Origin of the sequence: Cohnella cellulosilytica, assembly GCF_042431195.1 — a bacterium.
Lineage (GTDB): Bacteria > Bacillota > Bacilli > Paenibacillales > Paenibacillaceae > Cohnella > Cohnella cellulosilytica.
On record NZ_JBHMDN010000031.1, the window covers coordinates 61,710 to 82,452 of the forward strand.

A 20,743-nucleotide genomic window follows, 5' to 3' on the forward strand; every position below is an offset into this window, starting at 1 on the left:
GCATCTATCTCCTGGAGATAGATGCTTCTTCTTTTGTATCAGAAGATTAGACCGACCGGATGCGGTTATGTTGACGTTGAAGGCGATCGCTACTGGATCAGAAATGAAGCCGGCGAAAAACTTATTTTGTCCAAATATTCACTATTGTAAATATTCAAAAATACAAATAAAATGGAAATATGTCTTTTGGGCTACAATCCCTGGATAGACAAGCTTTGCAGGCGCAGAACGAATATTAGCTGGGTCATGTTCAATCATTTGCTTCATGATTCGGTATCCTTCTTCCCCTACACAAGAAGAAGAAATATGACTTTACATAATGGAGGAAGCGCAATGGACACCTTTCATGAAAATTCGCACGATCCGGTAACCAACGAACTGGTCTTCAAGGCATTGGAGCAAAATCTGGCCATTATTCGCTTTGATTTGAATCGCAGAGTTACCTATGTCAACGACATTTTCGCGGCAACGCTAGGCTATCCGAAGGAACAAATGATCGGCATGCATCATCAGGAGCTTTGTTTCGACGAATTTATCCGAAGCCGGGACTACGAGGAATTTTGGAGCAATCTGTTCAACGGGAACAGCTATCAGGATAAGATTGACCGGAAAAATGCCAATGGCGAGCATGTCTGGCTGGAAGCAACCTATATGCCTGTTTATGATGAACAATCCGAGCAGATACTCGGCGTGTCCAAAATTGCCACCGACATTACCAATCGTCAGAACAACATAACGGCCGTCGTGAAGGAACTAAGGATGATGTCCACGGATCTGAACGATCGCACGGCCCGAGGGACCGAACAGAGCAAGCAGCTGTCGTCAGGAATCTCGTCCATTGCTGCCGTATCCGAACAGAACCGGGAGATTCTCGTTCAGCTGCAGGAGCAGGCCAAGGCTATTCAAGGGATCGTTCAGACCATTCGCGATATTGCTTCGCAGACCCAACTGTTGTCCCTGAATGCAGCCATAGAAGCGGCACATGCCGGGGATTTCGGACGCAGCTTCGACGTAGTCGCCAAAGAAGTGCGCAAGTTGTCCGACAATGTAGCGCAATCCAGCATTGAAATCCGCGACAGCGTGAATGGAATTACCCAAGAGATCACCTACATGACGCAAGGGATGCTCAAGGTGCAGAGCCAGGTGGAGGATAGCCAAAAACAGATCCAAACCGCCCTTGCCGAGTTCGACGGTATTTCTGATGCTGCCAGCCAGTTGGATGCCAAAGCGGAGTACGTGACCCATATTGTATAAACGATATTCAAATGAAGCCGCATTTTTAACTTAAAGGAGAGGGACCGGCCCTCTTGAAGTCGTGGACAGCCGCTCCTTATTCATTTTCGTCATTCTCGAATAACGCCTTTAACAAGCGGTGAGCCTGGCGCTGCTTTCCCTCGTCCTGCTGCAGCAGAATAAGAATGCTTGCCCATACCCACTTGTTTTCCTGCAAGTTTCCTTCTTTTTCATCGAACAAATCGTAAACGGTTATATGTAAGCCGGCGGTAATTTTCTCGATAGTATTGAGTTTGACGTTTTTCTCACCGCGCTCGATCTGAGCGAGGTAGGTGCCGGCCATGCCGATCGATTCGGCAAGCTGTTCCTGCGTCATGTTGCGTGCCAAGCGATGCAAACGTATTTTTGCGCCGACTAACTCCGCAAGCGTAGCCGTTTTCAAGTTTCCCAACCCCTTAAAATTAAATTTTAGTCTACCCACTTTGAGGGTTGCAGATCCTTATAACTACAGTTGATTTTTGTAATTGTACTTTTGAGAGTTTAAAGATCTATAATTGGCTTATTGTGGGGAAATGTCGAATTATGTTACGATGGACGTGATTCTTTAGACGCAGACGTTACGGGAATTGCGGGGCCGGCGGATTCGTTTTTTTGCTGTGCGGAAGCGCGACAGGAAGGTATCGGCTGTGTTACAACCAAATCTTGATAAGGGGATGGACAAGCTGCGCCGCAACCTATCCATGCGCTCGAAAATCGTCTTCCTGTTCGCAGTAGTCATCATTATATTGTCCTTTAGCTTCGTCGCCTTTGACTTCTACACGCTGCGCAAGACGGTCGAGAAGACGTACGTAGCCCAGCTCGAAGGCGTCGCTACCGCCATCAACGGTCATTACGAGGGCTCGCATTCGATCGAGGATGTGCAGCAATTTCTGTCTTATATTCATGGCAAGGATCCGAATTTTCTCCAGCTTACCCTGACGGATACCGACGGGACGGTGCTAGCTTCGACCGACAGCGCGTCGATTGGCGGGCAATCGCCGAACGACACGGCCGGTCTGCTGGAACGGGGTCAAAGCGTCGTGTCCCATATTAAGGACAGCGGCGGTATGCCGCAAGTAATGCTGCTGGCGCCGATGTTCGAAGACGGGGCGACGATCGGCGTCCTGGAGGTTCTGTTCGACTCTTCGCAGGAGGAAGCGATCATCGACAAGCGCGAGCGGTGGATCTTCATCGTTGCCTGGTTCATTATCCTGCTTGCCGTCGGCTCCCTGTCGCTGATTATTCAGAGGCTGCTGATCGCGCCGCTGTTGATTCTGCGCAAGTCGGCGATGGCCGTGCAGCAGGGCGAACGCCACGTTCAGCTATCGCTGAACAGCGCGAGCCGCGAGATCAACGAGCTGTCCGGGGCCTTTAACGACATGGTGCTTAATCTCGAGAACCGTTACGAGGAGCTGCAGAACGCGCAGAAGCAATTGGTGCAGTCGGAGAAGATGGTCGCTCTCGGCAGCCTGGTGGCCGGCATCTCCCACGAAATCAATACGCCGGTCGGAATCGGCGTGACGGCCGTCTCTTTCCTCGATCAGAAAACGAACGAGTTTGCGGCCTTGTTCCGCGAGAACAAGGCGAAGCGCTCGGATGTGGAGACGTACCTGCGGACGATCGGCGATTCCATCGCGATCATCGGCACGAATCTGCAGCGCGCTTCCGATCTGGTGCGCAGCTTTAAGCAGGTGTCCGTCGATCAGTCCAGCGAGGCCAAGCGCACGTTTCAGGTGAAAGATTACCTGGAAGAGGTGCTGCTCAGCCTTCACCCCAGGCTGAAAAAAACGCATCATCGCGTCGTCGTCGATTGCGAGGAATCGCTTGAGATCACAAGCTACCCCGGCGCGATCTCGCAAATTGTAACCAATCTGCTGATGAATTCGCTCATCCACGCCTACGAACCGGACGACGAAGGAACGATCCGGCTCTCCGTGACCCGGTCCGGAGACAAGCTGACGCTGCGCTATTCGGATGACGGGAAAGGGATGGAGCCCGATGTGGCGGACAAAATGTTCGATCCGTTCTTCACGACGAATCGCGGCGGCGGCGGTACGGGACTGGGCATGCACATCGTTTACAATTTGGCGACCCAGACGCTTGGCGGCACGATTCGCTGCGACAGCGAGCGGGGCCGCGGCATTACAGTGACGATCGAATTTTCCGTGGCGGCAACCGCCAGAGCAAGCGCGTTGGCCCGCAAGTCATAATCCGTCAGGCGAGACTGAGAGAGGAGAAATTGCGCGATGAGTGACGACAGACTGTCCGATCCGGTGCTGGATGAGGAGAATTGGTTTTTAGACGACGAGGATGAACAGCCGGGTGCCGTGCAGACGGATACGGAGAACTACTGGAAAATCATTATCGCCGACGACGAGCCGGAAATACACTATGTAACCAAGCTGGTGTTAAGCGACTTCGAATTCGACGGCAAGAAGCTGCAGTTCGTCAGCGCGACCTCGGCGTACGAAGCGGAACAGCTGCTCGCGCAGCATCCCGATGCGGCGCTCATTCTGCTCGATGTCGTCATGGAGGAAGAGGATTCGGGGCTAAAGCTTGTCAAATACATACGCGAGCAGCTTCGCAACAGCGCGATCCGGATCATTCTGCGCACCGGTCAGCCGGGCCAGGCGCCGGAGAAGCTGGTCATCATGGAATACGATATCAACGATTACAAGGAAAAAACCGAGCTGACGAGCCAGAAGCTGTTCACTACGATCGTGGCGTCTCTGCGCTCCTATCGCGATATCAAAGTGATCGAGAGCAATAAGACCGGATTGGAGGAAATCATCCAGGCGTCCTCGACGATCTTCGAGCTCCAATCGATGAAGAAATTCGCCTCCGGCGTTTTAACCCAGCTGGTCTCGATTGCGCATCTGCACAAAAACGCGCTGCACTGCTCGCTGGCCGTCACGAAGGACGGTTCCGACATCTTCATTCTCGCGGCAAGCGGCGATTTCGTCGTGCCGGAGAGTCACAAGCTGCGCGATGTGGCCAACGATACGATTGCCGACGACATCGAACGTTCGTTTGCGGAGAAGACGAGCCATTTCCATAACGACCGGCTGGTCATTTACGTGAAAAGCAAGACCGGCATCGAGAACGTCATCTATCTTAACGGTTTTCAGTCGCTGAGCGAATGGGATCGCTATCTGATCGAAATTTACTGCACCAACGTAACCATTGCTTTCGAGAACATCTACCTTAATCGGGAGATTGAGAATACGCAGAAAGAAATCATTTTTACCTTGGGAGAAATTACGGAGACGCGTTCGAAGGAAACCGGCTATCATGTCAAACGGGTGGCGGAGTATTCCAGGCTGCTCGCGCTGTCGTACGGCTTGTCCGAGGAGGAGACGGAGACGCTCCGGCTCGCTTCGCCGATGCATGACGTCGGGAAGGTGGGCATTCCGGACAGCATCCTGAACAAGCCCGGCAAGCTGACCGCCGAAGAGTTCGAGATCATGAAGACCCACACGACCATTGGGCACAGCATGCTGAAGCATTCGCAGATTAAGCTGCTGAACGCAGCGGCGATTATCGCCCACCAGCACCACGAACGTTATGACGGGACCGGCTACCCGAACGGTCTAAGGGGAGAGGACATCCACATTTACGGACGGATTACGGCGTTGGCCGACGTGTTCGACGCGCTCTGCAGCGAACGGGTATACAAGAAAGCGTGGGAGTTGCCGGACATTATAGCCCTGTTCAAGGAAGAACGGGGCAAGCATTTCGATCCCGTGCTCGTCGATATTTTCCTCGCCGACATGGACGGTATGGTGCAAATTCGCAACGAATATTCCGACCGAAAGGTATTTTGACGAAGCAGGGCAGGACCGTCGTCGCTTGGAGAACCCGCTTATCGGCGGGTTCTCGGTGCGATTAAAGGCGCCATTCAACCCCTAATTCAGTTTCCCTGTTCGTTCTTCCCCGTAAATTTCATCCAAGTGCTTGATATGAGAATCTCCCCAATCCGCCAATGCCATCATGACCGGCGCCATTTGTAAACCGTATTCCGTAATGGAATACTCCACTTTGGGCGGAACCTCCATATAGATTTTCCGATGCACAATATCGTGGTACTCCAGCTCTCTCAATTGGGCGGTCAGCATCTTTTTGGTGATTTGCGGCATCGCTCTTTGCAGCTCGCTGAAACGCATCGTCCCGTTATTGAAGAGTTGAAATAAAATGACGGGTTTCCATTTTCCCACTAATATTTCAAGCGCGGACTCGGTACTCCGGTTGCATTCATCTGTCACAAGAACCCCTCCTTTTATGAGCGACACCAAGGTATAGAATTTGATACCAGGTATATTTTAAGTGCCTACTTCCGAGCTCAGTCCCTTGAGTATATTATAGGTACTCAGGAGGAAGTAAATCAAGTAAAGTTACTATTTGAAGTAACTTACTAAATGTTATTGAGATGGAGGGGATATACATGAACAATTGCAAAATTACGGAAAACAAAGAAGCGGTTATGCGTCTATCAGTCTGGGAAAGGGGGATGTTGAAATGAACGTGTTTTTGTGGATCGTGCAAATTTTGCTCGCTGCGATGTTTCTGATGGCCGGAGGGCAGAAGGTCTTCAAGAAGCCGAAGGAAGATGAGCCCAATTCCTCCGGAATGAGGTTGATCGGCTTTGCGGAGCTGCTCGGAGCCGTCGGCTTGATCTTGCCGGGCGCCCTCAACATTGCGCCGATACTTACCGGAATTGCGGCAATCGGAATCGCCTTCATTATGCTGTTCGCCGCGATCTTCCATTCAAGACGCAAAGAAACGCAAGGCGTCGTCTTGACGGTCGTGCTGCTCATTATCGCTCTCTTTGTCATCATTGGCCGTTTCATGCTGGAGCCGTTTTAATCAGTCTTCTCTGTAAGATAACCGATTGACAAGGGGCTAGGGGAGGTACTTCCTTCTGCTGCAAGTCCCCTCCGCAAAGTGACGTTAAGCTGCGAAGTTTATTCCGGTTGCTTTGCAGGAGCCAAAATGACACACGTCCCCCCGTTAATCGGTGGCTCAATCGGGGCTCGAGACAACCTTATCCGGTTCTCCGTGGTCGATGATGCGCGAATAGGTACGTGCGACGGGCTTAAACGATCTGCCGAAGCCGGTAATGGATGAATAAGTATGTGCGACGGGCTTAGGCGGCCCACCGGAGCCGGTAATGGGCGAATAAGTATGTGCGACGGGCTTAGGCGGTCCACCGGAGCCGGTAATGGGTGAATAGAAATTCAAAACCAAAACAGACCAAGATTAGAGGTTAATTCCTATGCTTGGTCTGTTTTCTATTGCTCAAGTTTGCGTTGGCATTCGCGCAAACCAGTCAAATGAAGATAGAGAAAGAGGGAAAGAAATGTATTAGTCGAATTAAAGCAGAGGGACTATAGAGGGTGATAGATATATCTAAAGAAAGAGATGCTGGACTGATCTTGCTCGTCCGCCTCAGGATTCAGGGGGATTGGATGACGCGAAGGCCAGAGCGATACGGGGAATCGGCGCAAGTAATAAAGGAAAAAGGAAGAGAAAAATGCATTTCTTGGAGCTAAGCGCTTTATCGGAATCGCATATCTTTGAAATATTTAAATGGGCGGAGCAACTGAAAACGAAGCCCTGCAGAGAGCTTCTCAAGGGGAAAACATTTGTTTTATTTTTCCCCGAAACCAGCATCAGAACGAGAGTTACATTAAGAAGAATTTGATTTATGTTCATCAAGCCATCATACTTTGCAGCTTGGAATTAAAGGGATGAGCGGGGAGGAAAACAATGGACATTGCGCTTGAGGAAGGTTTAACGATAAATAAGGGGAGCTGGGATGCTGCGGCTGAACGTTTTTTTGGCAGAACGGCTTTGCCTGATTATGGCCCGCACGCACCTTCCGAAGAACAATTAAAACTTTTCGGAGAAATCGCTGGCAAGAAGGCTCTGGAAGTGGGCTGCGGAAGCGGCCATTCTATTTTGTATATGCTTAATCGCGGAATAGAGGAGATTTGGGGGATCGATCTGTCGTCCGTACAGATTCAGACGGCGCAAAGAGTTTGCGGGCTTAACGAAAAAGTGAAGCTGATAGAGTCTGCAATGGAACAGAATCCCGGAATCCCGCTCAATTATTTCGATGTTGTTTATTCCATCTATGCTTTGGGATGGACATTGGAGCTTCAAAAGACGTTTTACCATATCCATTCGTATTTGAAACCAGGAGGAACGTTCATTTTTAGTTGGGAACATCCTATACATAGTCGAGTCATTCAGGATAACGGGATCGTAAAATTTCATGCTTCGTACCATGAAGAGAAGCCGTCGTTACACGAGGCATGGAAGCCTCTACCAGCTGTTTTCTTCCATCGTAAGCTCAGCACATATATTAACGGACTTATTGAAGCCGGTTTTGTGATTGATAAGGTTTTCGAGGAAATAAGCATCGATAGAGACACTAAAAACGAGAATTCCTGGTACTCGAGTATTAAAGCCGAATTGTTCCCTGCAACGTTTATCATTAAGTGTACCAAAAGATTCGACTGAAACGACTCAATGACCGAGAAGCGACAACGACTGGAACAGGAGCAGCTATGGAATTTTACACACTTGTAGCATCAGGATTAATCGTTGTTTTGGCGGCGGGATTTATTCAGGGATTAACCAGCTTTGGGTTTGCTTTGCTGTCCTTGCCCTTGTTGACCCAGTTTATTCCGCTGCAGGAGGTTGTGCCGATTGTCGTGATTTTGAGTTTGTGCACGAATATTTTTATCTTCATTCATTCCCGGCGAGACGCAGAGCTTCGAAAAATCTGGATATTGATTTTTTCGAGTTTGGCGGCGGCTCCCTTTGGAACCTATTTATTGCTCTATCTGGACTCCAGTCTTCTCAAGCTTTGCACAGGCGTATTGATTACTCTATTCGCATTTATCCTCCTGTCAGGAAAGTCTGTTCCCGTGCAAAACGAGAGACTCGCCTACGTTCCGGTCGGAATAACGAGCGGAATCTTAAATGGCAGCATATCGATGAGCGGCCCGCCGGTAGCTTTATTTTTGTCCAATCAAGGGGTAGGCAAGGAAACGTTCAGGGCCAACATCTCCGCCTACGCCATCCTGCTGAATCTGATAACGGTTTGCACTTATTTCTATGGCGGATTGATTACGTCCGAAGTCATTCGATACACCTCGTGGTTTGTACCCGGCATGTTCGTCGGAGTATTCGTCGGCATATACGCGGTGAAAAGGTTAAACGATAAGCTGTTCAAGAGAATCGCTTTATGGCTCATTGTTCTATCCGGGGGTTGGACGACGATCACGGCGTTGGGGATTATATAAGGCTCCGGAGCGCGTCACATGAGCTTAGGCGAGCAACAGTCGGGAGTGAACGCAAAATGGTAGAGATACAAAGAGTCAAATACGGACAGAAAGCGGCGCTTCGCAATCTTCTTGAGCTCTACAAGTACGATTTCAGCGAGTTCGATCCGGAGGACGTTAACGAAAACGGCTTATACGAATACAGGTATCTGGATCATTATTGGACGGAAGAAGGCAGACATCCCTTTTTCATACGGGTGGATGACCGGTTAGCCGGTTTTGCCCTGGTCAGGGAGACCGGAACCGATGAACAGGATCGAAGCGTATACTGGATGGCCGAATTCTTCGTCATGAAGAAATACAGACGCCTGAAGGTAGGGCAGACGGCATCCCATCAATTGTTTAATCTCTTCCCCGGCGTATGGCAAGTCGGACAGATCGACACGAATGAACCTGCTCAACAATTTTGGAGAAAAACAATCGGCAAATACACGAACGGGAACTATCAAGAAACGAGGCAGGCGGATTGGGATGGACCGATACAACTATTTTCGACCCATCCGCAAGGATGAATCATTCCTCGCGCTTCTCCACCTGCTTGCGATAGGCGCCCGGCGATAGTTTCTTAAGCCGCACGAACGCCCGGGCGAAGTAAGAGAGGTTGTTGAAGCCGACTTTATCGGCGATTTCCTTAACGCTGTCGTTTGTCGTCAGCAGCAGTCGCGAGGCCTGCTCGATTCGGTAACGAATCGCGTATTCGTTCAAGGTCGTGCCGTAGATTTGCTTCATGCAGCGCGAGATATAAGAGGGATGAAAATTCAGTTCCTTGCGTATGACCGAATGCGTAATCGGCATTCGGTAATTTTTGCGAATATAGGTTGCCGCGCGCTCGGCAATCAGCTGCTTGTACGGATCGCGGCGGTTGGACTGGGCGGCTTGCAGCTCCAGCAGAATGCTCTGCAGAATTAATTGCTGGCGCAGCTGGTCTTCCTCGCGAGGCGACGTCTCCAGCTCGAGCAGGTCGCGGCAGCAGCGGATTACCTCTTCAGGATGAGGCAGGCTCGTAAACTGATTAAGCCGAATCGTATGGAATTTGACGTTTTTTCTGTCGTCCTCGGGATCTTCGAACAGCTTCACCTGTTCTCCGGCATGCTCGATCCATTCTCCCTCCACATATTCGGACCATTCCCCGAACACGTTGAAATGTATCCAATAGAACTCCGTTTGCTCCTCGCAGCCTTGGACCGGATATTGATGCCGATCCGGCTTCAGGATGACCGCGCAATTGGCTCTTACCTCCCAAGAAGTTTCATTTTCGCCGATATACAGCGCGCCTCTGGTGACCAGCAGAAGGTCGAATACGCCTAAGCGGTAGCGGGACGGATGGATGTCCCCGGGATGATACGTATCCGTTCCTCCCGCGATATAACAAGGAATCGGGGGATAGCGGAAGCATAAGTCGGCCATGTCGTTCCTCCTCGCTCGAAGTCAATTTTGTGTCCAACTAGGTTCATTATGATTCTGACGGGATCCGGTTTCAACCTCTACAATAGAAGTATCTTGAACAAAGGGGAGGGAGCGGACTGTCAACTCATTTCATGCTATCGTTGTCGGAGGAGCAAGCAGCGTATATGGACCGGGTCCCCTTGCTGGATTGCCCGGACGATATGCTGCTGGCCGCGTATTACAACCGATGGCGAACTTTCAGCAAACATATTAAACGGACGGCGGCCGGTTTCGTTATCACCGAGTTTCTCCCGCCCGTGAGCTGGGCAGGAAGCGGCAATACGATCGCTTGTCCGGCCGGTCATCATTTTTACGAAGGAAGATGGATTCGGGATAGCGCGTACTTGAACGATTACGCGAGATTCTGGTTCGGGGGAGAGGGAGAACCGCGGAAATACAGCTTTTGGGCGGCCGATTCGATCTATGCGTTCTACAAGGTTCATGGAGACTTGAAGCTGATCGCGGATCTGCTGCCCGAGCTCGTGCGCAATTACGGGGAATGGGAAGCGGACAGGCTGGACCCTTCGGGCCTGTTCTGGCAATTCGACGACCGGGACGGCATGGAGTATTCGCTTGGCGGGTCGGGGCTGCGGCCGACGATTAACAGCTACATGTACGGAGACGCCCAAGCGATCGCCGATATGGCGGAAGCGCTCGGAAATCGGGAAATTGCCGCTGCGTTTCGCGCCAAGGCGCTGCGCTTGAAGCGGCTGGTTCTGTCGACCCTGTGGGACGAGCGGGAACGGTTCTTCAAGACGCGGGTCAACGCTGAAGGCCTGGCCTACACGCAGAGACTTCCGAGCGAGTGGGTGAACAGGCTCGACGGGGGGCTTCTTACAGAGGGAGAACTCGTGAATGCGTGCGAGCTGCAGGGGTATCTTCCCTGGTATTTTCATCTGCCAAGCGACGGATATGAGAAGGCATGGGAGAAATTGATGGATCCGGCCTTTTTCCGCGCTCCCTATGGACTGACGACAGCGGAGCGGCGTCATCCCCAATTCATGATGGACTTTAAGCACGAATGCTTGTGGAACGGTCCGGTCTGGCCCTTCGCCACGTCGCAGACGCTGACCGCGATGGCCAACTTGCTGCGGGAGTACAAGCAGACAATCGTCACCAAGGACGATTATTGGCTGCTGCTCCAGCAGTACGCCCGGTCCCACCGACATACGGAAGCCGACGGCCGGGACGTCTTCTGGATCGACGAGAACCTGGACCCGTTCACGGGAGAATGGCTTGCCCGCAAGCGCTTGTACGAACGGAACGACCCGAACAAAGACCGCGGAGCCGACTACAACCATTCCACGTTCTGCGACTTGATCATTAGCGGCTTATGCGGGATTATCCCGCAAGCGGCGCCGGTATGCGTGGTCGATCCGCTGCTGCCCGACAACTTGTGGGATTATTTTCGACTGGAGAACGTCCCTTATCGCGGGCATCTGATTACCGTCAGCTTCGACCGGACGGGCGAGAAGTACGGCGAAGGCCGGGGGTTTCAGCTGTTCGTCGATGGCAGATGTAAAGCAAGGTCCGAGAGGCTCGGCAAATTATCCGCGAGTTTGCGTATTGAATAGGAGGAGGACGAGAAAATGACGATCAAACCGACTGCCGACTGGACGAAACACCCGCGCAATCCGTTAATTGGCGGCGACTATGGCACTTGCTTCGATCTGGCCGTGTTGAAGGACGGAGACAAGATCAGGATGTGGTTTTCTTGGCGACCGAAGAAAAGCATCGCCTTAACCGAGAGCGAGGACGGCGTACATTGGAGCGAGCCAGTGATCGTGCTTGAGCCAAACGGCGACACCGGCTGGGAGGACGACCTGAACCGACCGGTCGTGGTCAAGCGCGACGACGGTTATCATATGTGGTACACCGGACAGTTCAAGGACCCGGAGGGCTCCTGCATCGGATATGCGACCAGCGAGGACGGCGTCCGTTGGACGAGATCCGGCGACCGGCCCGTATTGGCGCCTGAGCTTGCGTGGGAGAAGGTTGCCGTGATGTGTCCGCATGTCATGTGGGATGAAAGCTTGCGCCTTTACCGCATGTGGTACTCCGGCGGGGAACAGTACGAGCCGAATGCCATCGGGTATGCCACGAGCGCCGACGGCATTCATTGGGACAAGCGGCCGGATAACCCGATATTCGCGAACGATCCGGGCAACCCCTGGGAGCAGCATAAAACGACGGCTTGTCAGGTTGTGCCCTACCAGGACGGGTTTGCGATGTTTTACGTCGGGTTTCACGACGAGCATTTCGCCCAGATCGGCCTGGCCTGGTCCAGCGACGGCATTGGCGATTGGACGCGTCATCCCGGCAACCCGATCCTTTCGCCGGATCGGGGAATGTGGGACGAGGATGCCGATTACAAGCCGTTTGCCCTCTACGACGAAAGCTCCGACCGATGGCTGCTCTGGTACAACGGGAGAAGAGCTGCCGTAGAGCAGATCGGGCTTGCGGTTAAGCAAGGCTATGACCTCGGTTTTGAATAAGGCGGCAAGCTGGACAGGGATTCGGTGACGAATGCCCTGTCTTTCGCCCTTTACTATCCTTGCAAAGGAGGAGGCGCATCCTATGGCTGTTCCGGCCGGCGCAATATCGATCCGCAAGCAAATGTTTCTGTCTTACATGCTGCTGTTTACCATCCCGCTGCTCGTCTTCTGCACCGTGCTCTATTCGATTATGGACGACCGCATTCGCACGGATGCGGACCGTACGTATAACAGTCTCCTGTCCAACGTGGCCAACGATATCGACGGTAAATTGGAAGAGCTGAACCAGTTCAACAGGCAACTGGCCAGCACCGATTGGGTGGCCCGAATCGCTCACATGCAGGGAACCACTATCGATTACACGCGCGTCGATCCGATCATGCTAAGGGAATATTCCCAACAATTCATCAACTATAAAGCCATTAACCGTATCATTGGCGATATCGCGCTTTACTTCGAGGGGAAGGATCTGGTGGTCTCTTCGTTGGGTGAAACGAACATCGCTTATTTCAAACGGCATATGCTCCACACCGACGATCTGGATCTGGATACGATGGTCCGCGGACATCCGAACGAGACGTTCGTGCCCGCTCGGCTTTACACCTACGGCATCGAACGCCCGGGGTATCTGTACGTTCAAACCGTGCCGATCTACGGACTCCGATCTCCGGTCCTGCTGATCTGCTTTATCAGCAAGCAGTCCATACAGGAAGCGCTGAACCCGCTGTTGATGCGCGAGCATAGCAGCGTTCTGGTTGCCGACAGTCAAGGCGTTCCGCTCATGAACGAATACACCGAAAACAACGAACCTTCGCGGGAGAAGCAGCCCTCTTACCGCTACGAATATGTTTCGACCCAGAACGGATGGCAATATACCGCCATCGTGCCGCATCGGTCCGTCAGCGCGGCCATCACGCAGCTGCGGCTATTGGTGTTGGGACTGGCGGTTTTGTCAGGATTCATCGGGTGGGCAGTGTCTCTGCGTCTGACCGACAGAGGCTACAAACCGTTAAACCGCTTGATCGGGCTCATTCAGAATCGATTAAGCAGCGCGCCGGGGAGCAAGCCGAAGATGAACGAGTACGACTGGCTCCAGAGCAGCCTTCACGATCTGTTCGCGCAAGAGGAAGCGGTTGCCGAAAAATTGCGCCAGCAGCAGCCCATTGTCAGGGACGCGTATCTGAAACGAATGCTGGAGGAGGGATTCGCGGCCAACCCGGAATTCGAGAAAGCGCTTACTATGCTGAGTTTGGCATTCCCGTGTCCCCTGTTCTCCGTTTGCATTGTGGACGGATCGCCGCTTATTCCGTCGGAGAGGCGGCGTGTCGTTCAGGCGGGGCGGCACGCTGGGATAACCGTTTATGAAGTAGACCACGACGGAAACACGGTGCTGCTATGCAACTATTTCTCGGCCGAAGCATTCGTGGCTTATCTCGCGCTGCTCACGCCGGAGGTGTACGGAAACCGCGCGGGCAAACGGGTCTTCTTCGCCGGCGGATGCGGCGATAGCTGGACGTCGCTGGCCCGTTCCTATACCCAGGCCAAGGAAACGATGGGGATGCGGTTCGTGCAGCGGGAGCAGCATGTGCTGCTGTACGAGCTGCTCGGCGCGGAGACCGCCTCCTATTATTATCCTCGGGAGACGGAGGAGCGCCTCTCGAACCTGATCCGAGCGGGCGACCGGGCCCGCGCCGCCGATTTATTGAACGAAATCTTCAGCCGGAATATGGATCGGGACGCCATTCCTCCCGCCGCATTCCGGAATCTGCTGCTTCATATGGAATGGACGGTGCATCGTATGGCACAGGAGGCGGGACTTGCGGACTCGGTGCCGATCATGCTGCAGACCGTTACGAATTTCCGGACTCTAAGCGAATCCCAAAGCTATATTCGGGAGCTCTGCGAGCAAATATCCGATTATTACGAGGCGCTCCTGCTGCGCAAAGGATGCGAGCAGAGGGACCGCATCCTTGCGTTCATCGAGGACAGCCTCACCGATCCGTCATTGTCGCTGACGAGGGTCGCCGACCGCTTTCAGGTATCGGCTTCTTATTTGAGCCGTTATTTCAAAGAGCATATCGGCAGCAACTTCCTCGATTACGTCAGCTACAGAAGATACGAGCTGGCGAAGGCTTTGCTGGCCGACGACAAACAGGACATCAAATCGATCTGCAGAATCGTCGGATATGACAGCGAGGTCACCTTCAGAAGACTGTTCAAGAAATATGCGGGCATCGCGCCAAGTCTGTACCGGGACAGAATTGTTGACACCGGCCGCCCAAGCGCACCGATCGAAAATTTCGTCCCGCCCAAGATCAAAAATTGATTGCCGCTGCAAAAAACAGCGGCTAGTCTGAACAACCTGATATCCTCTATGATGGCCCTGAAAGCGACATGACGCGCTTTTACGCGCGGCTGCCAGGCAGCCAGCGTACTTAAACAAAGGAGATGAAGTCAAATGAAACATCGCACGGGGGCATTCATTACGGCTGTCAGTCTAGTCGCGCTAATCGCGATCGCCGGCTGCGGGAACGGAGCGGGGGAGAACGCAGGGTCGAGCGGCCAGCCAGGCGGCGAGGCGGCAAGCGGTTCATCGTCGGCCGGAACGAAGCAGGGCTATTCGCTGCCGATCGTTCGAGATGGAAGCGTTACCTTGACGTTGGGAGGGTTCGACAGCTGGTACCCGGCGGCAAGCTATACGATGAATTTGCCGGTGTGGCAGGAAATAGAGAAGAAAACCGGCGTGAAAATTGATTTTCAGGTCGTGCCGGCGGACCAGTACGATGCCAAAATGCAAACGCAAATCGCGGCCGGCAGCGATCTGCCCGACATTATGGAACTGACGCCGACCTGGACGAACGCCGGCGTGTACCGTCTGGCGCAGCAAGACGTCATCCGGCCTCTCGACGATCTGATCGAGCAATATGCGCCCGACATCAAGCAGTTCTTCGAAGCGCGTCCGGATATCAAGAAGCTGCTTACGGCTCCGGACGGGAAAATTTATTCCATCGCCGACCTGCCGCTGCAGCAGGTTCCGAGTCCGTTCTTTATTCGTCAGGACTGGCTCGACAAGCTGGGCTTAAGCGCGCCGAGCACGCCCGACCAATGGGTCGAAGTGCTGACCGCGTTTAAGGACAAGGACCCGAACAATAACGGCAAGCAGGATGAAATCCCGCTCGTTCTCCGGCCTGGCGGCTACACGTATTTCGGCAGCGCGTTCGGCATGCAGTCGCCGGTTCAACCTTTCTGGGCCGACGAAAGCGGCAAGGTGGAATATCAGTTCTTGTCCCCGAAATTCAAAGAGCTGCTCGCGTTTACGCACGACCTCTACGCCAAGGGGCTGCTGGACAAGGAGATGAACCGGGACGAATCGAACTTTAACGCGCTGGTCAGCACGAATGTCGTCGGCGCAAGCCCGACGGTGCTCGATTACTTGCTGCAGCAGGACAGCATTCTGAAATCCGCCGGCGTGGCGGACGCCAATACCGTCGCCCTCCAAGCGCCGCAAAGCGCGAGCGGGCAGTCGGGCAACTATATGATGCGGCCTCCGCTGTGGAGTCATTACGGCATTCCGACGAAGAGCAAACATCCCGAAATCGCCATGCAATGGATCAATTACGCCTGGATCAGCGACGAAGGCAATCTGTACAAGGATTATGGCGTTGAAGGCCAGTCGTTCACGATGGGGGCGAACGGTCCGGAATATACGGATTGGGTCGCGAACAATCCCGAAAAGCTGGATTCCATGAGCGCGCTCAGAAGCCTGGGAGCGGCTCCGAGCATCCTTGTGAAAGATTCGCTGGACGTATTCAAGCAGAAATATGCCGGTACGAAGGTCGAGCAGTTCATGTTCCTGGCCGACGACCTGCTGCAGCCGTTCCCGAGTCCGATTCCTCTGGAAGAGGAAAGCGAAGTGATTAACCAGATTATGCCGGATATCAATACCTATGTGGATGAAATGGTCGTCAAATTCATTTTCGGCAAAGAACCGATCGACAACTTCGACAAGTTCGTCCAGAAGGTGGAAAGCATGGGGATCGACAACGTAGTCAAGGTCGTGCAAGCGCAGTACGACCGATACAGCAAATAAAACCCGGTGAGGGGATGGCGGTAGGCAGGCAGCTGCCGCTGCCATCCCGTCGCTTCTCCGGAAAGGAGCTATGCCCATGTTGATTAAAAATTTGGCGCGGGATAAATTTTTACTGCTTATGATCTTGCCTGTCGTCGTTTACTATATCGTGTTCCATTACGTGCCGATGTCCGGTATCGTGATTGCTTTCAAGAACTTTACCGTGTCCAAGGGCATATGGGGCAGCGACTGGGTAGGGGTTAAGTGGTTCGAGCAATTTTTCAATTCCATCTTCTTCTGGCGCCTGCTTCGCAACACGCTGCTTATCAGCGTATACGGACTCCTATTCGGCTTCTGGGTACCGATCGCTTTCGCGCTGCTGCTGTCCGAGCTGAAGAACGGTTATTTCAAGCGATTTGCTCAAACGGTCAGCTACTTGCCGCATTTCGTCTCGATTGTCGTGGTAGTCGGCATGATGGTCATGTTCCTGTCTCCTACGAACGGAGTCGTGAATTTGCTGCTTAACCGTCTCGGCCTGTCGAGCATTGCGTTCTTCGACGATTCGGCCTGGTTTAGAACGCTGTATGTCGGCTCGGATATTTGGCAGTCGTTCGGCTGGAATTCGATCATTTATTTGGCCGCCATTGCCGGCATCAACACCCAGCTCTACGAGGCGGCCAAGTGCGACGGAGCCAATCGCTGGCGGCAGATATGGCATATTACTTTGCCGGGGATCCGGCCGACGATCATGATTCTGCTCATTCTGAGCGTCGGCAATATGATGAACGTAGGCTTCGAGAAAATATTGCTCATGTACAACCCGGGAACCTATGAGGTTTCCGACGTGATCTCGACTTATGTGTACCGGCGGGGCATACTCGCTGCGGATTATAGCTATGGCGCCGCGGTCGGCTTGTTCAACTCGGCGGTTAATTTCATCTTGTTAATCGCCGTCAATCAAACATCTCGCAAAATGAACCAGGCCAGCCTATGGTAACCGCGGACGGGAGGAACAAGATGAATCGCTTAAATTCGCAGCCTGCCGTCTCGACGCGTCGACGATCGTCCTCTTCGTTAAACGGCAGTCGGCTGACCCAAATTTTCATATCGATCGCGGTAACGCTTTGCATTGCAGTCACATTGTATCCGTTCCTGTATGTGTTCAGTATGTCGTTAAGCGACCCGAAATACGTCATCGACCGCAGCGTCTGGCTGCTGCCCAAGGGGCTCACCTTCGATGCCTACCGGCTTGTGCTGGAAAATCCTTTCGTCTGGAAAGCCTATTCCAACACGATCTGGTATACGAGCGTCGGAACTCTGATTAACGTGGTGATGACCATTCTGGCCGCTTATCCCTTGTCGAGACGAACGTTCGTGCTGCGCTATCCGCTTATGGTGTTTATTGTGATTACGATGTTTTTCAGCGGCGGACTGATTCCGACCTTCATTGTGGTAAGCGATCTGGGGTTATACAATACGCGCTGGGCCATGGTGCTGCCGGGTGCGGTATGGGCGTTCAACATCATCATTGCGCGCACGTTCTTCCAGTCGATCCCGGAAGAGCTCGTCGAGGCGGCCAAGATCGACGGCGCGAACGATCTCACCATATTGGCCCGCGTCATTCTGCCCTTGTCGAAGCCGATTATTGCGGTATTGACGCTGTTCTACGCGGTAGGCCATTGGAACAGTTATTTTAACGCCGTGCTGTACCTGTCATCCTCCTCGCTGCATCCTTTGCAGATCTATTTGCAGAAAATACTCGTCGCCCTGTCGGACCAATTTGCAGGCGCAACGACTGCGGGGATCGTGCGGACGGCGGAAGTCGAGCAATTGAAATATTCCTCGATCATGGTGACCATTTTACCGATTCTGTTCATTTATCCGTTCCTGCAAAAATATTTCGTACAAGGCGTTATGATCGGAGCGTTAAAGGATTAAAGGGGATCGGGCTGCCCCCGGCACTTCGGTGTCGGGGGGATTTTCATGTATGGGGAATGGAAGGACTTCTGTTCAGGGTTGAGGGTTCAATCGCGGGCATCGGCTAACGCCATAGTTGCGCTGGGGGCTTTCCCCCTTCGGTTGTCGGATGTATAATCATGGAAGAAGCCGAACAGACAACATACGACCCAGCTTAAGATAGGAGCTATCTCAGGCTGGGTTTGTTCGTAAAGGAGCTGAACATTTTGAATCTTGATCCATATTTGGGACAGTTCGTAAAAGTGAATACCCGAGAGCAAGAATGGTTTGTCGGTAAACTGCTCTCGATGAGAACGCATGGAAACGGGAGTATTGAATTCGAGTTTGATATTATCTCCACCAGTAAAGACGGAAAAATCGATCACAAGGAACTGAAAGAATTCAGAAAGAAAAATAAAGGAATCCAGCTTATTCAAGCTGGCAAGGTGGCGGGAATAGAGGAGCTGGATCCAAGAATTCAAGAAGGAATTAGACTGACGTTAACTAACGTGCCCAATATTCTGGATATCTATCATACCCTGGATGTAGAGAATCTGCCGCAGAGAATTGAATTCGGGAAGATAGAAAAACCTGATGATCTATGAATAAGTTTAATCGCGCTCGTGCAGAAGAGATCAAGTACCACGAATCTTTTTACCTGGAAAGTACGCTCTTTGAGCCCGGAACGTGGTTAGCTAGGCCGGTCAAGATCGTATTGGAAATGCTGGACAGACTGAACTCTCCGAATCTCCGAATACTTGATCTCGGCTGCGGAGTAGGGCGAAATAGTATTCCAATGGCCCAGAAAATAAAGGAACATCATGGAACGATTACTTGCGTGGATTTAATTCCGACCGCAATCGATTTATTGATCGCAAATGCCGAGAAGTTTAAGGTTCAGGATCAGATCGTTGCGGAAGTGGCGGATGCGGAGGGGTACAATATACCTCCCTGCGAATTTGATTACATAGTGGCTTGTTCCTGTTTGGAGCATGTATCATCCGTGGAAGCATTCAAGACGGTAGTCAAGCGGATGATTGCAGGCACAAAAGACAACGGGATAAATACAATTCTAATGAGTACCGAAATCAAGGAAACGGATATTGAAACGCAACAAGTGGCCGAGGGGCTAATAGAACTCAATTTGGAGACGGAAAAAACGTTTATGCTGCTCGAGGATCTTTATCGCGATTGGGAGATTCTGCATAAGAGAACTTTGCCTCAAACGATGAGGGAAACGAAATATGGCAAAGAAATAGAGTTCCAGAGCAACTGGATCACGTTTGCAGCTCGAAGAAGGGAGGCCATCGTATGAACCCTATTCTGATCGATTTCCCAAACGAGTTTACGACCGACAGATTACGGATAAGAATGCCTTTTCCCGGCGACGGCAAGATGGTCTATGAGAGCGTGTCAGCTTCGATAAATGAGTTGAAGCAATGGCTGCCATTCGCGCAGCACGAGCAAACGGAGCAGAGTATGGAAGCCAATATAAGAGAGGCGCATTCCAAGTTTATTCAGCGAGATGATCTTAGACTCCTGATTTTCGATAAGGAAACCAACCGGTTTATCGGATCGTCGGGGCTGCATCATCCGAATTGGCAGATCCCAAAGTTCGAAATCGGGTACTGGATAGACACGCGTTTAAGCGGAAAAGGCTATATGACAGAAGCGGTGGAAGGAATAGCGCGCTTTGCCTTTTCTGAACTGAAAGCAAGAAGGATTGAAATTCGGTGCGACACCCTAAACGTCAAGAGCAAAGCAATCCCCGAAAGATTGGGCTTTACATTGGAAGGCACCTTAAGAAACGATGATCTTTCTGCAGACGGCAGCCGTTTGAGAGATACTCATATTTTCGCCAAAACAAAGTAAGACCGGATCGATTAAGCAGGCTGCTGAGCAACCAACGATAAAAATGACAAACAGGAAGTCGAGGGTAAGGAGATATCCAATGTCCATACCTAACCGCATTCACATTATAGGATCAACAGGAAGCGGGAAGACTCGTCTGGCGCAGGCGTTATCAAGGGAATACGGTCTAATTTATGGTGAGCTGGATACGATCATGTGGAGTGGAAGAACGGAATTCGCGGGAAAACCTCTAAGGAACTTGTGCGATCGCTGAAGAGAAGTGCCTACATATCCGGCGATGATGG

At 52.1% G+C, this 20,743-nt stretch carries 21 protein-coding genes; 17 read left to right on the forward strand and 4 right to left on the reverse strand.

What is annotated here, in order from left to right; translation table 11 throughout:
• Positions 1-141 precede the first annotated feature (141 nt).
• Positions 142-267 carry a hypothetical protein gene (locus ACFFT4_RS21960; RefSeq protein WP_378050966.1) on the reverse strand — a complete coding sequence of 42 codons (126 nt, stop codon included), beginning with the start codon at positions 265-267 and terminating at the stop codon, positions 142-144.
• A 66-nt stretch (positions 268-333) separates the two neighbouring features.
• Here ACFFT4_RS21960 and ACFFT4_RS21965 point away from each other — a divergent pair, with 66 nt between their 5' ends.
• Entirely contained in the window at positions 334-1,254 is a 921-nt protein-coding gene (locus ACFFT4_RS21965; protein ID WP_378050967.1) for a methyl-accepting chemotaxis protein, read from the forward strand.
• A 76-nt stretch (positions 1,255-1,330) separates the two neighbouring features.
• Here the strand turns inward: ACFFT4_RS21965 and ACFFT4_RS21970 are convergent, their stop codons facing one another.
• Positions 1,331-1,675: a helix-turn-helix domain-containing protein gene (locus ACFFT4_RS21970; RefSeq protein ID WP_378050968.1), complete on the reverse strand. Its 345-nt coding sequence runs from the start codon at positions 1,673-1,675 to the stop codon at positions 1,331-1,333.
• Positions 1,676-1,919: 244 nt separating this feature from the next.
• On the opposite strand from ACFFT4_RS21970, the gene ACFFT4_RS21975 reads away from it, so the two are divergent.
• Positions 1,920-3,482 carry a sensor histidine kinase gene (locus ACFFT4_RS21975; RefSeq protein WP_378050969.1) on the forward strand — a complete coding sequence of 521 codons (1,563 nt, stop codon included), beginning with the start codon at positions 1,920-1,922 and terminating at the stop codon, positions 3,480-3,482.
• Positions 3,483-3,518: 36 nt separating this feature from the next.
• On the forward strand, positions 3,519-5,096 hold the full coding sequence (locus ACFFT4_RS21980) for a DUF3369 domain-containing protein (protein WP_378050970.1): 1,578 nt from the start codon (positions 3,519-3,521) through the stop codon (positions 5,094-5,096).
• A gap of 81 nt (positions 5,097-5,177) precedes the next feature.
• Here the strand turns inward: ACFFT4_RS21980 and ACFFT4_RS21985 are convergent, their stop codons facing one another.
• The gene (locus ACFFT4_RS21985) at positions 5,178-5,534 is read right to left on the reverse strand and encodes a winged helix-turn-helix transcriptional regulator (RefSeq protein WP_378050971.1); all 357 of its coding nucleotides are present in this window, start codon (positions 5,532-5,534) and stop codon (positions 5,178-5,180) included.
• Positions 5,535-5,787: 253 nt separating this feature from the next.
• Between ACFFT4_RS21985 and ACFFT4_RS21990 the strand changes: the two genes are divergently transcribed.
• From ACFFT4_RS21990 to ACFFT4_RS22010, 5 genes are all read left to right on the forward strand, one after another.
• On the forward strand, positions 5,788-6,135 hold the full coding sequence (locus tag ACFFT4_RS21990; protein WP_378050972.1) for a DoxX family protein: 348 nt from the start codon (positions 5,788-5,790) through the stop codon (positions 6,133-6,135).
• A 667-nt stretch (positions 6,136-6,802) separates the two neighbouring features.
• The gene (locus ACFFT4_RS21995) at positions 6,803-6,973 is read left to right on the forward strand and encodes a hypothetical protein (protein WP_378051014.1); all 171 of its coding nucleotides are present in this window, start codon (positions 6,803-6,805) and stop codon (positions 6,971-6,973) included.
• Positions 6,974-7,038: 65 nt separating this feature from the next.
• Positions 7,039-7,794, forward strand: coding sequence for a class I SAM-dependent methyltransferase (locus ACFFT4_RS22000; RefSeq protein ID WP_378050973.1), 756 nt, complete (start codon positions 7,039-7,041; stop codon positions 7,792-7,794).
• Positions 7,795-7,841: 47 nt separating this feature from the next.
• Complete coding sequence (locus ACFFT4_RS22005) at positions 7,842-8,582, forward strand: sulfite exporter TauE/SafE family protein (protein ID WP_378050974.1); 741 nt, start codon at positions 7,842-7,844, stop codon at positions 8,580-8,582.
• Positions 8,583-8,638: 56 nt separating this feature from the next.
• On the forward strand, positions 8,639-9,133 hold the full coding sequence (locus tag ACFFT4_RS22010) for a GNAT family N-acetyltransferase (protein ID WP_378050975.1): 495 nt from the start codon (positions 8,639-8,641) through the stop codon (positions 9,131-9,133).
• A 1-nt stretch (position 9,134) separates the two neighbouring features.
• Here the strand turns inward: ACFFT4_RS22010 and ACFFT4_RS22015 are convergent, their stop codons facing one another.
• Positions 9,135-10,028, reverse strand: coding sequence for a helix-turn-helix domain-containing protein (locus ACFFT4_RS22015; protein ID WP_378050976.1), 894 nt, complete (start codon positions 10,026-10,028; stop codon positions 9,135-9,137).
• Positions 10,029-10,192: 164 nt separating this feature from the next.
• Here ACFFT4_RS22015 and ACFFT4_RS22020 point away from each other — a divergent pair, with 164 nt between their 5' ends.
• The 9 genes from ACFFT4_RS22020 to ACFFT4_RS22060 all read left to right on the forward strand — a co-directional run bounded on the left by ACFFT4_RS22020 (position 10,193) and on the right by ACFFT4_RS22060 (position 20,459).
• Positions 10,193-11,641, forward strand: coding sequence for an MGH1-like glycoside hydrolase domain-containing protein (locus tag ACFFT4_RS22020; protein WP_378050977.1), 1,449 nt, complete (start codon positions 10,193-10,195; stop codon positions 11,639-11,641).
• A 15-nt stretch (positions 11,642-11,656) separates the two neighbouring features.
• Positions 11,657-12,562, forward strand: a complete 906-nt coding sequence (locus tag ACFFT4_RS22025; protein ID WP_378050978.1) for a glycoside hydrolase family 130 protein — start codon at positions 11,657-11,659, stop codon at positions 12,560-12,562.
• 82 nt (positions 12,563-12,644) lie between these two features.
• Positions 12,645-14,888 (forward strand): AraC family transcriptional regulator, encoded by a 2,244-nt coding sequence (locus ACFFT4_RS22030; protein WP_378050979.1) that lies wholly within the window; start codon positions 12,645-12,647, stop codon positions 14,886-14,888.
• 132 nt (positions 14,889-15,020) lie between these two features.
• Complete coding sequence (locus ACFFT4_RS22035) at positions 15,021-16,652, forward strand: extracellular solute-binding protein (protein ID WP_378050980.1); 1,632 nt, start codon at positions 15,021-15,023, stop codon at positions 16,650-16,652.
• Between the two features lie 76 nt (positions 16,653-16,728).
• Positions 16,729-17,628 (forward strand): ABC transporter permease, encoded by a 900-nt coding sequence (locus ACFFT4_RS22040; protein WP_378050981.1) that lies wholly within the window; start codon positions 16,729-16,731, stop codon positions 17,626-17,628.
• A 20-nt stretch (positions 17,629-17,648) separates the two neighbouring features.
• Complete coding sequence (locus tag ACFFT4_RS22045; protein WP_378050982.1) at positions 17,649-18,569, forward strand: carbohydrate ABC transporter permease; 921 nt, start codon at positions 17,649-17,651, stop codon at positions 18,567-18,569.
• Between the two features lie 245 nt (positions 18,570-18,814).
• Positions 18,815-19,192 (forward strand): hypothetical protein, encoded by a 378-nt coding sequence (locus ACFFT4_RS22050; protein WP_378050983.1) that lies wholly within the window; start codon positions 18,815-18,817, stop codon positions 19,190-19,192.
• Positions 19,189-19,902, forward strand: a complete 714-nt coding sequence (locus ACFFT4_RS22055) for a class I SAM-dependent methyltransferase (RefSeq protein ID WP_378050984.1) — start codon at positions 19,189-19,191, stop codon at positions 19,900-19,902. Before ACFFT4_RS22050 ends, ACFFT4_RS22055 begins: the two co-directional genes overlap by 4 nt.
• The gene (locus tag ACFFT4_RS22060) at positions 19,899-20,459 is read left to right on the forward strand and encodes a GNAT family N-acetyltransferase (protein WP_378050986.1); all 561 of its coding nucleotides are present in this window, start codon (positions 19,899-19,901) and stop codon (positions 20,457-20,459) included. The genes ACFFT4_RS22055 and ACFFT4_RS22060 overlap by 4 nt, the downstream gene beginning before the upstream one ends.
• Positions 20,460-20,743 lie beyond the last annotated feature (284 nt).

What these genes read in the sequence shown, in the direction of transcription:
- ACFFT4_RS22045 (WP_378050982.1), top strand. Translation starts at nt 17,649, where the DNA reads ATGAATCGCTTAAATTCGCAGCCTGCCGTCTCGACGCGTCGACGATCG.
- ACFFT4_RS22015 (WP_378050976.1), bottom strand. Translation starts at nt 10,028, where the DNA reads ATGGCCGACTTATGCTTCCGCTATCCCCCGATTCCTTGTTATATCGCG.
- ACFFT4_RS22005 (WP_378050974.1), top strand. Translation starts at nt 7,842, where the DNA reads ATGGAATTTTACACACTTGTAGCATCAGGATTAATCGTTGTTTTGGCG.
- ACFFT4_RS21965 (WP_378050967.1), top strand. Translation starts at nt 334, where the DNA reads ATGGACACCTTTCATGAAAATTCGCACGATCCGGTAACCAACGAACTG.
- ACFFT4_RS21960 (WP_378050966.1), bottom strand. Translation starts at nt 267, where the DNA reads ATGAAGCAAATGATTGAACATGACCCAGCTAATATTCGTTCTGCGCCT.
- ACFFT4_RS22035 (WP_378050980.1), top strand. Translation starts at nt 15,021, where the DNA reads ATGAAACATCGCACGGGGGCATTCATTACGGCTGTCAGTCTAGTCGCG.
- ACFFT4_RS22060 (WP_378050986.1), top strand. Translation starts at nt 19,899, where the DNA reads ATGAACCCTATTCTGATCGATTTCCCAAACGAGTTTACGACCGACAGA.
- ACFFT4_RS22010 (WP_378050975.1), top strand. Translation starts at nt 8,639, where the DNA reads ATGGTAGAGATACAAAGAGTCAAATACGGACAGAAAGCGGCGCTTCGC.
- ACFFT4_RS22030 (WP_378050979.1), top strand. Translation starts at nt 12,645, where the DNA reads ATGGCTGTTCCGGCCGGCGCAATATCGATCCGCAAGCAAATGTTTCTG.
- ACFFT4_RS21995 (WP_378051014.1), top strand. Translation starts at nt 6,803, where the DNA reads ATGCATTTCTTGGAGCTAAGCGCTTTATCGGAATCGCATATCTTTGAA.
- ACFFT4_RS22020 (WP_378050977.1), top strand. Translation starts at nt 10,193, where the DNA reads ATGGACCGGGTCCCCTTGCTGGATTGCCCGGACGATATGCTGCTGGCC.
- ACFFT4_RS22025 (WP_378050978.1), top strand. Translation starts at nt 11,657, where the DNA reads ATGACGATCAAACCGACTGCCGACTGGACGAAACACCCGCGCAATCCG.
- ACFFT4_RS22040 (WP_378050981.1), top strand. Translation starts at nt 16,729, where the DNA reads ATGTTGATTAAAAATTTGGCGCGGGATAAATTTTTACTGCTTATGATC.
- ACFFT4_RS21990 (WP_378050972.1), top strand. Translation starts at nt 5,788, where the DNA reads ATGAACGTGTTTTTGTGGATCGTGCAAATTTTGCTCGCTGCGATGTTT.
- ACFFT4_RS21980 (WP_378050970.1), top strand. Translation starts at nt 3,519, where the DNA reads ATGAGTGACGACAGACTGTCCGATCCGGTGCTGGATGAGGAGAATTGG.
- ACFFT4_RS22055 (WP_378050984.1), top strand. Translation starts at nt 19,189, where the DNA reads ATGAATAAGTTTAATCGCGCTCGTGCAGAAGAGATCAAGTACCACGAA.
- ACFFT4_RS22000 (WP_378050973.1), top strand. Translation starts at nt 7,039, where the DNA reads ATGGACATTGCGCTTGAGGAAGGTTTAACGATAAATAAGGGGAGCTGG.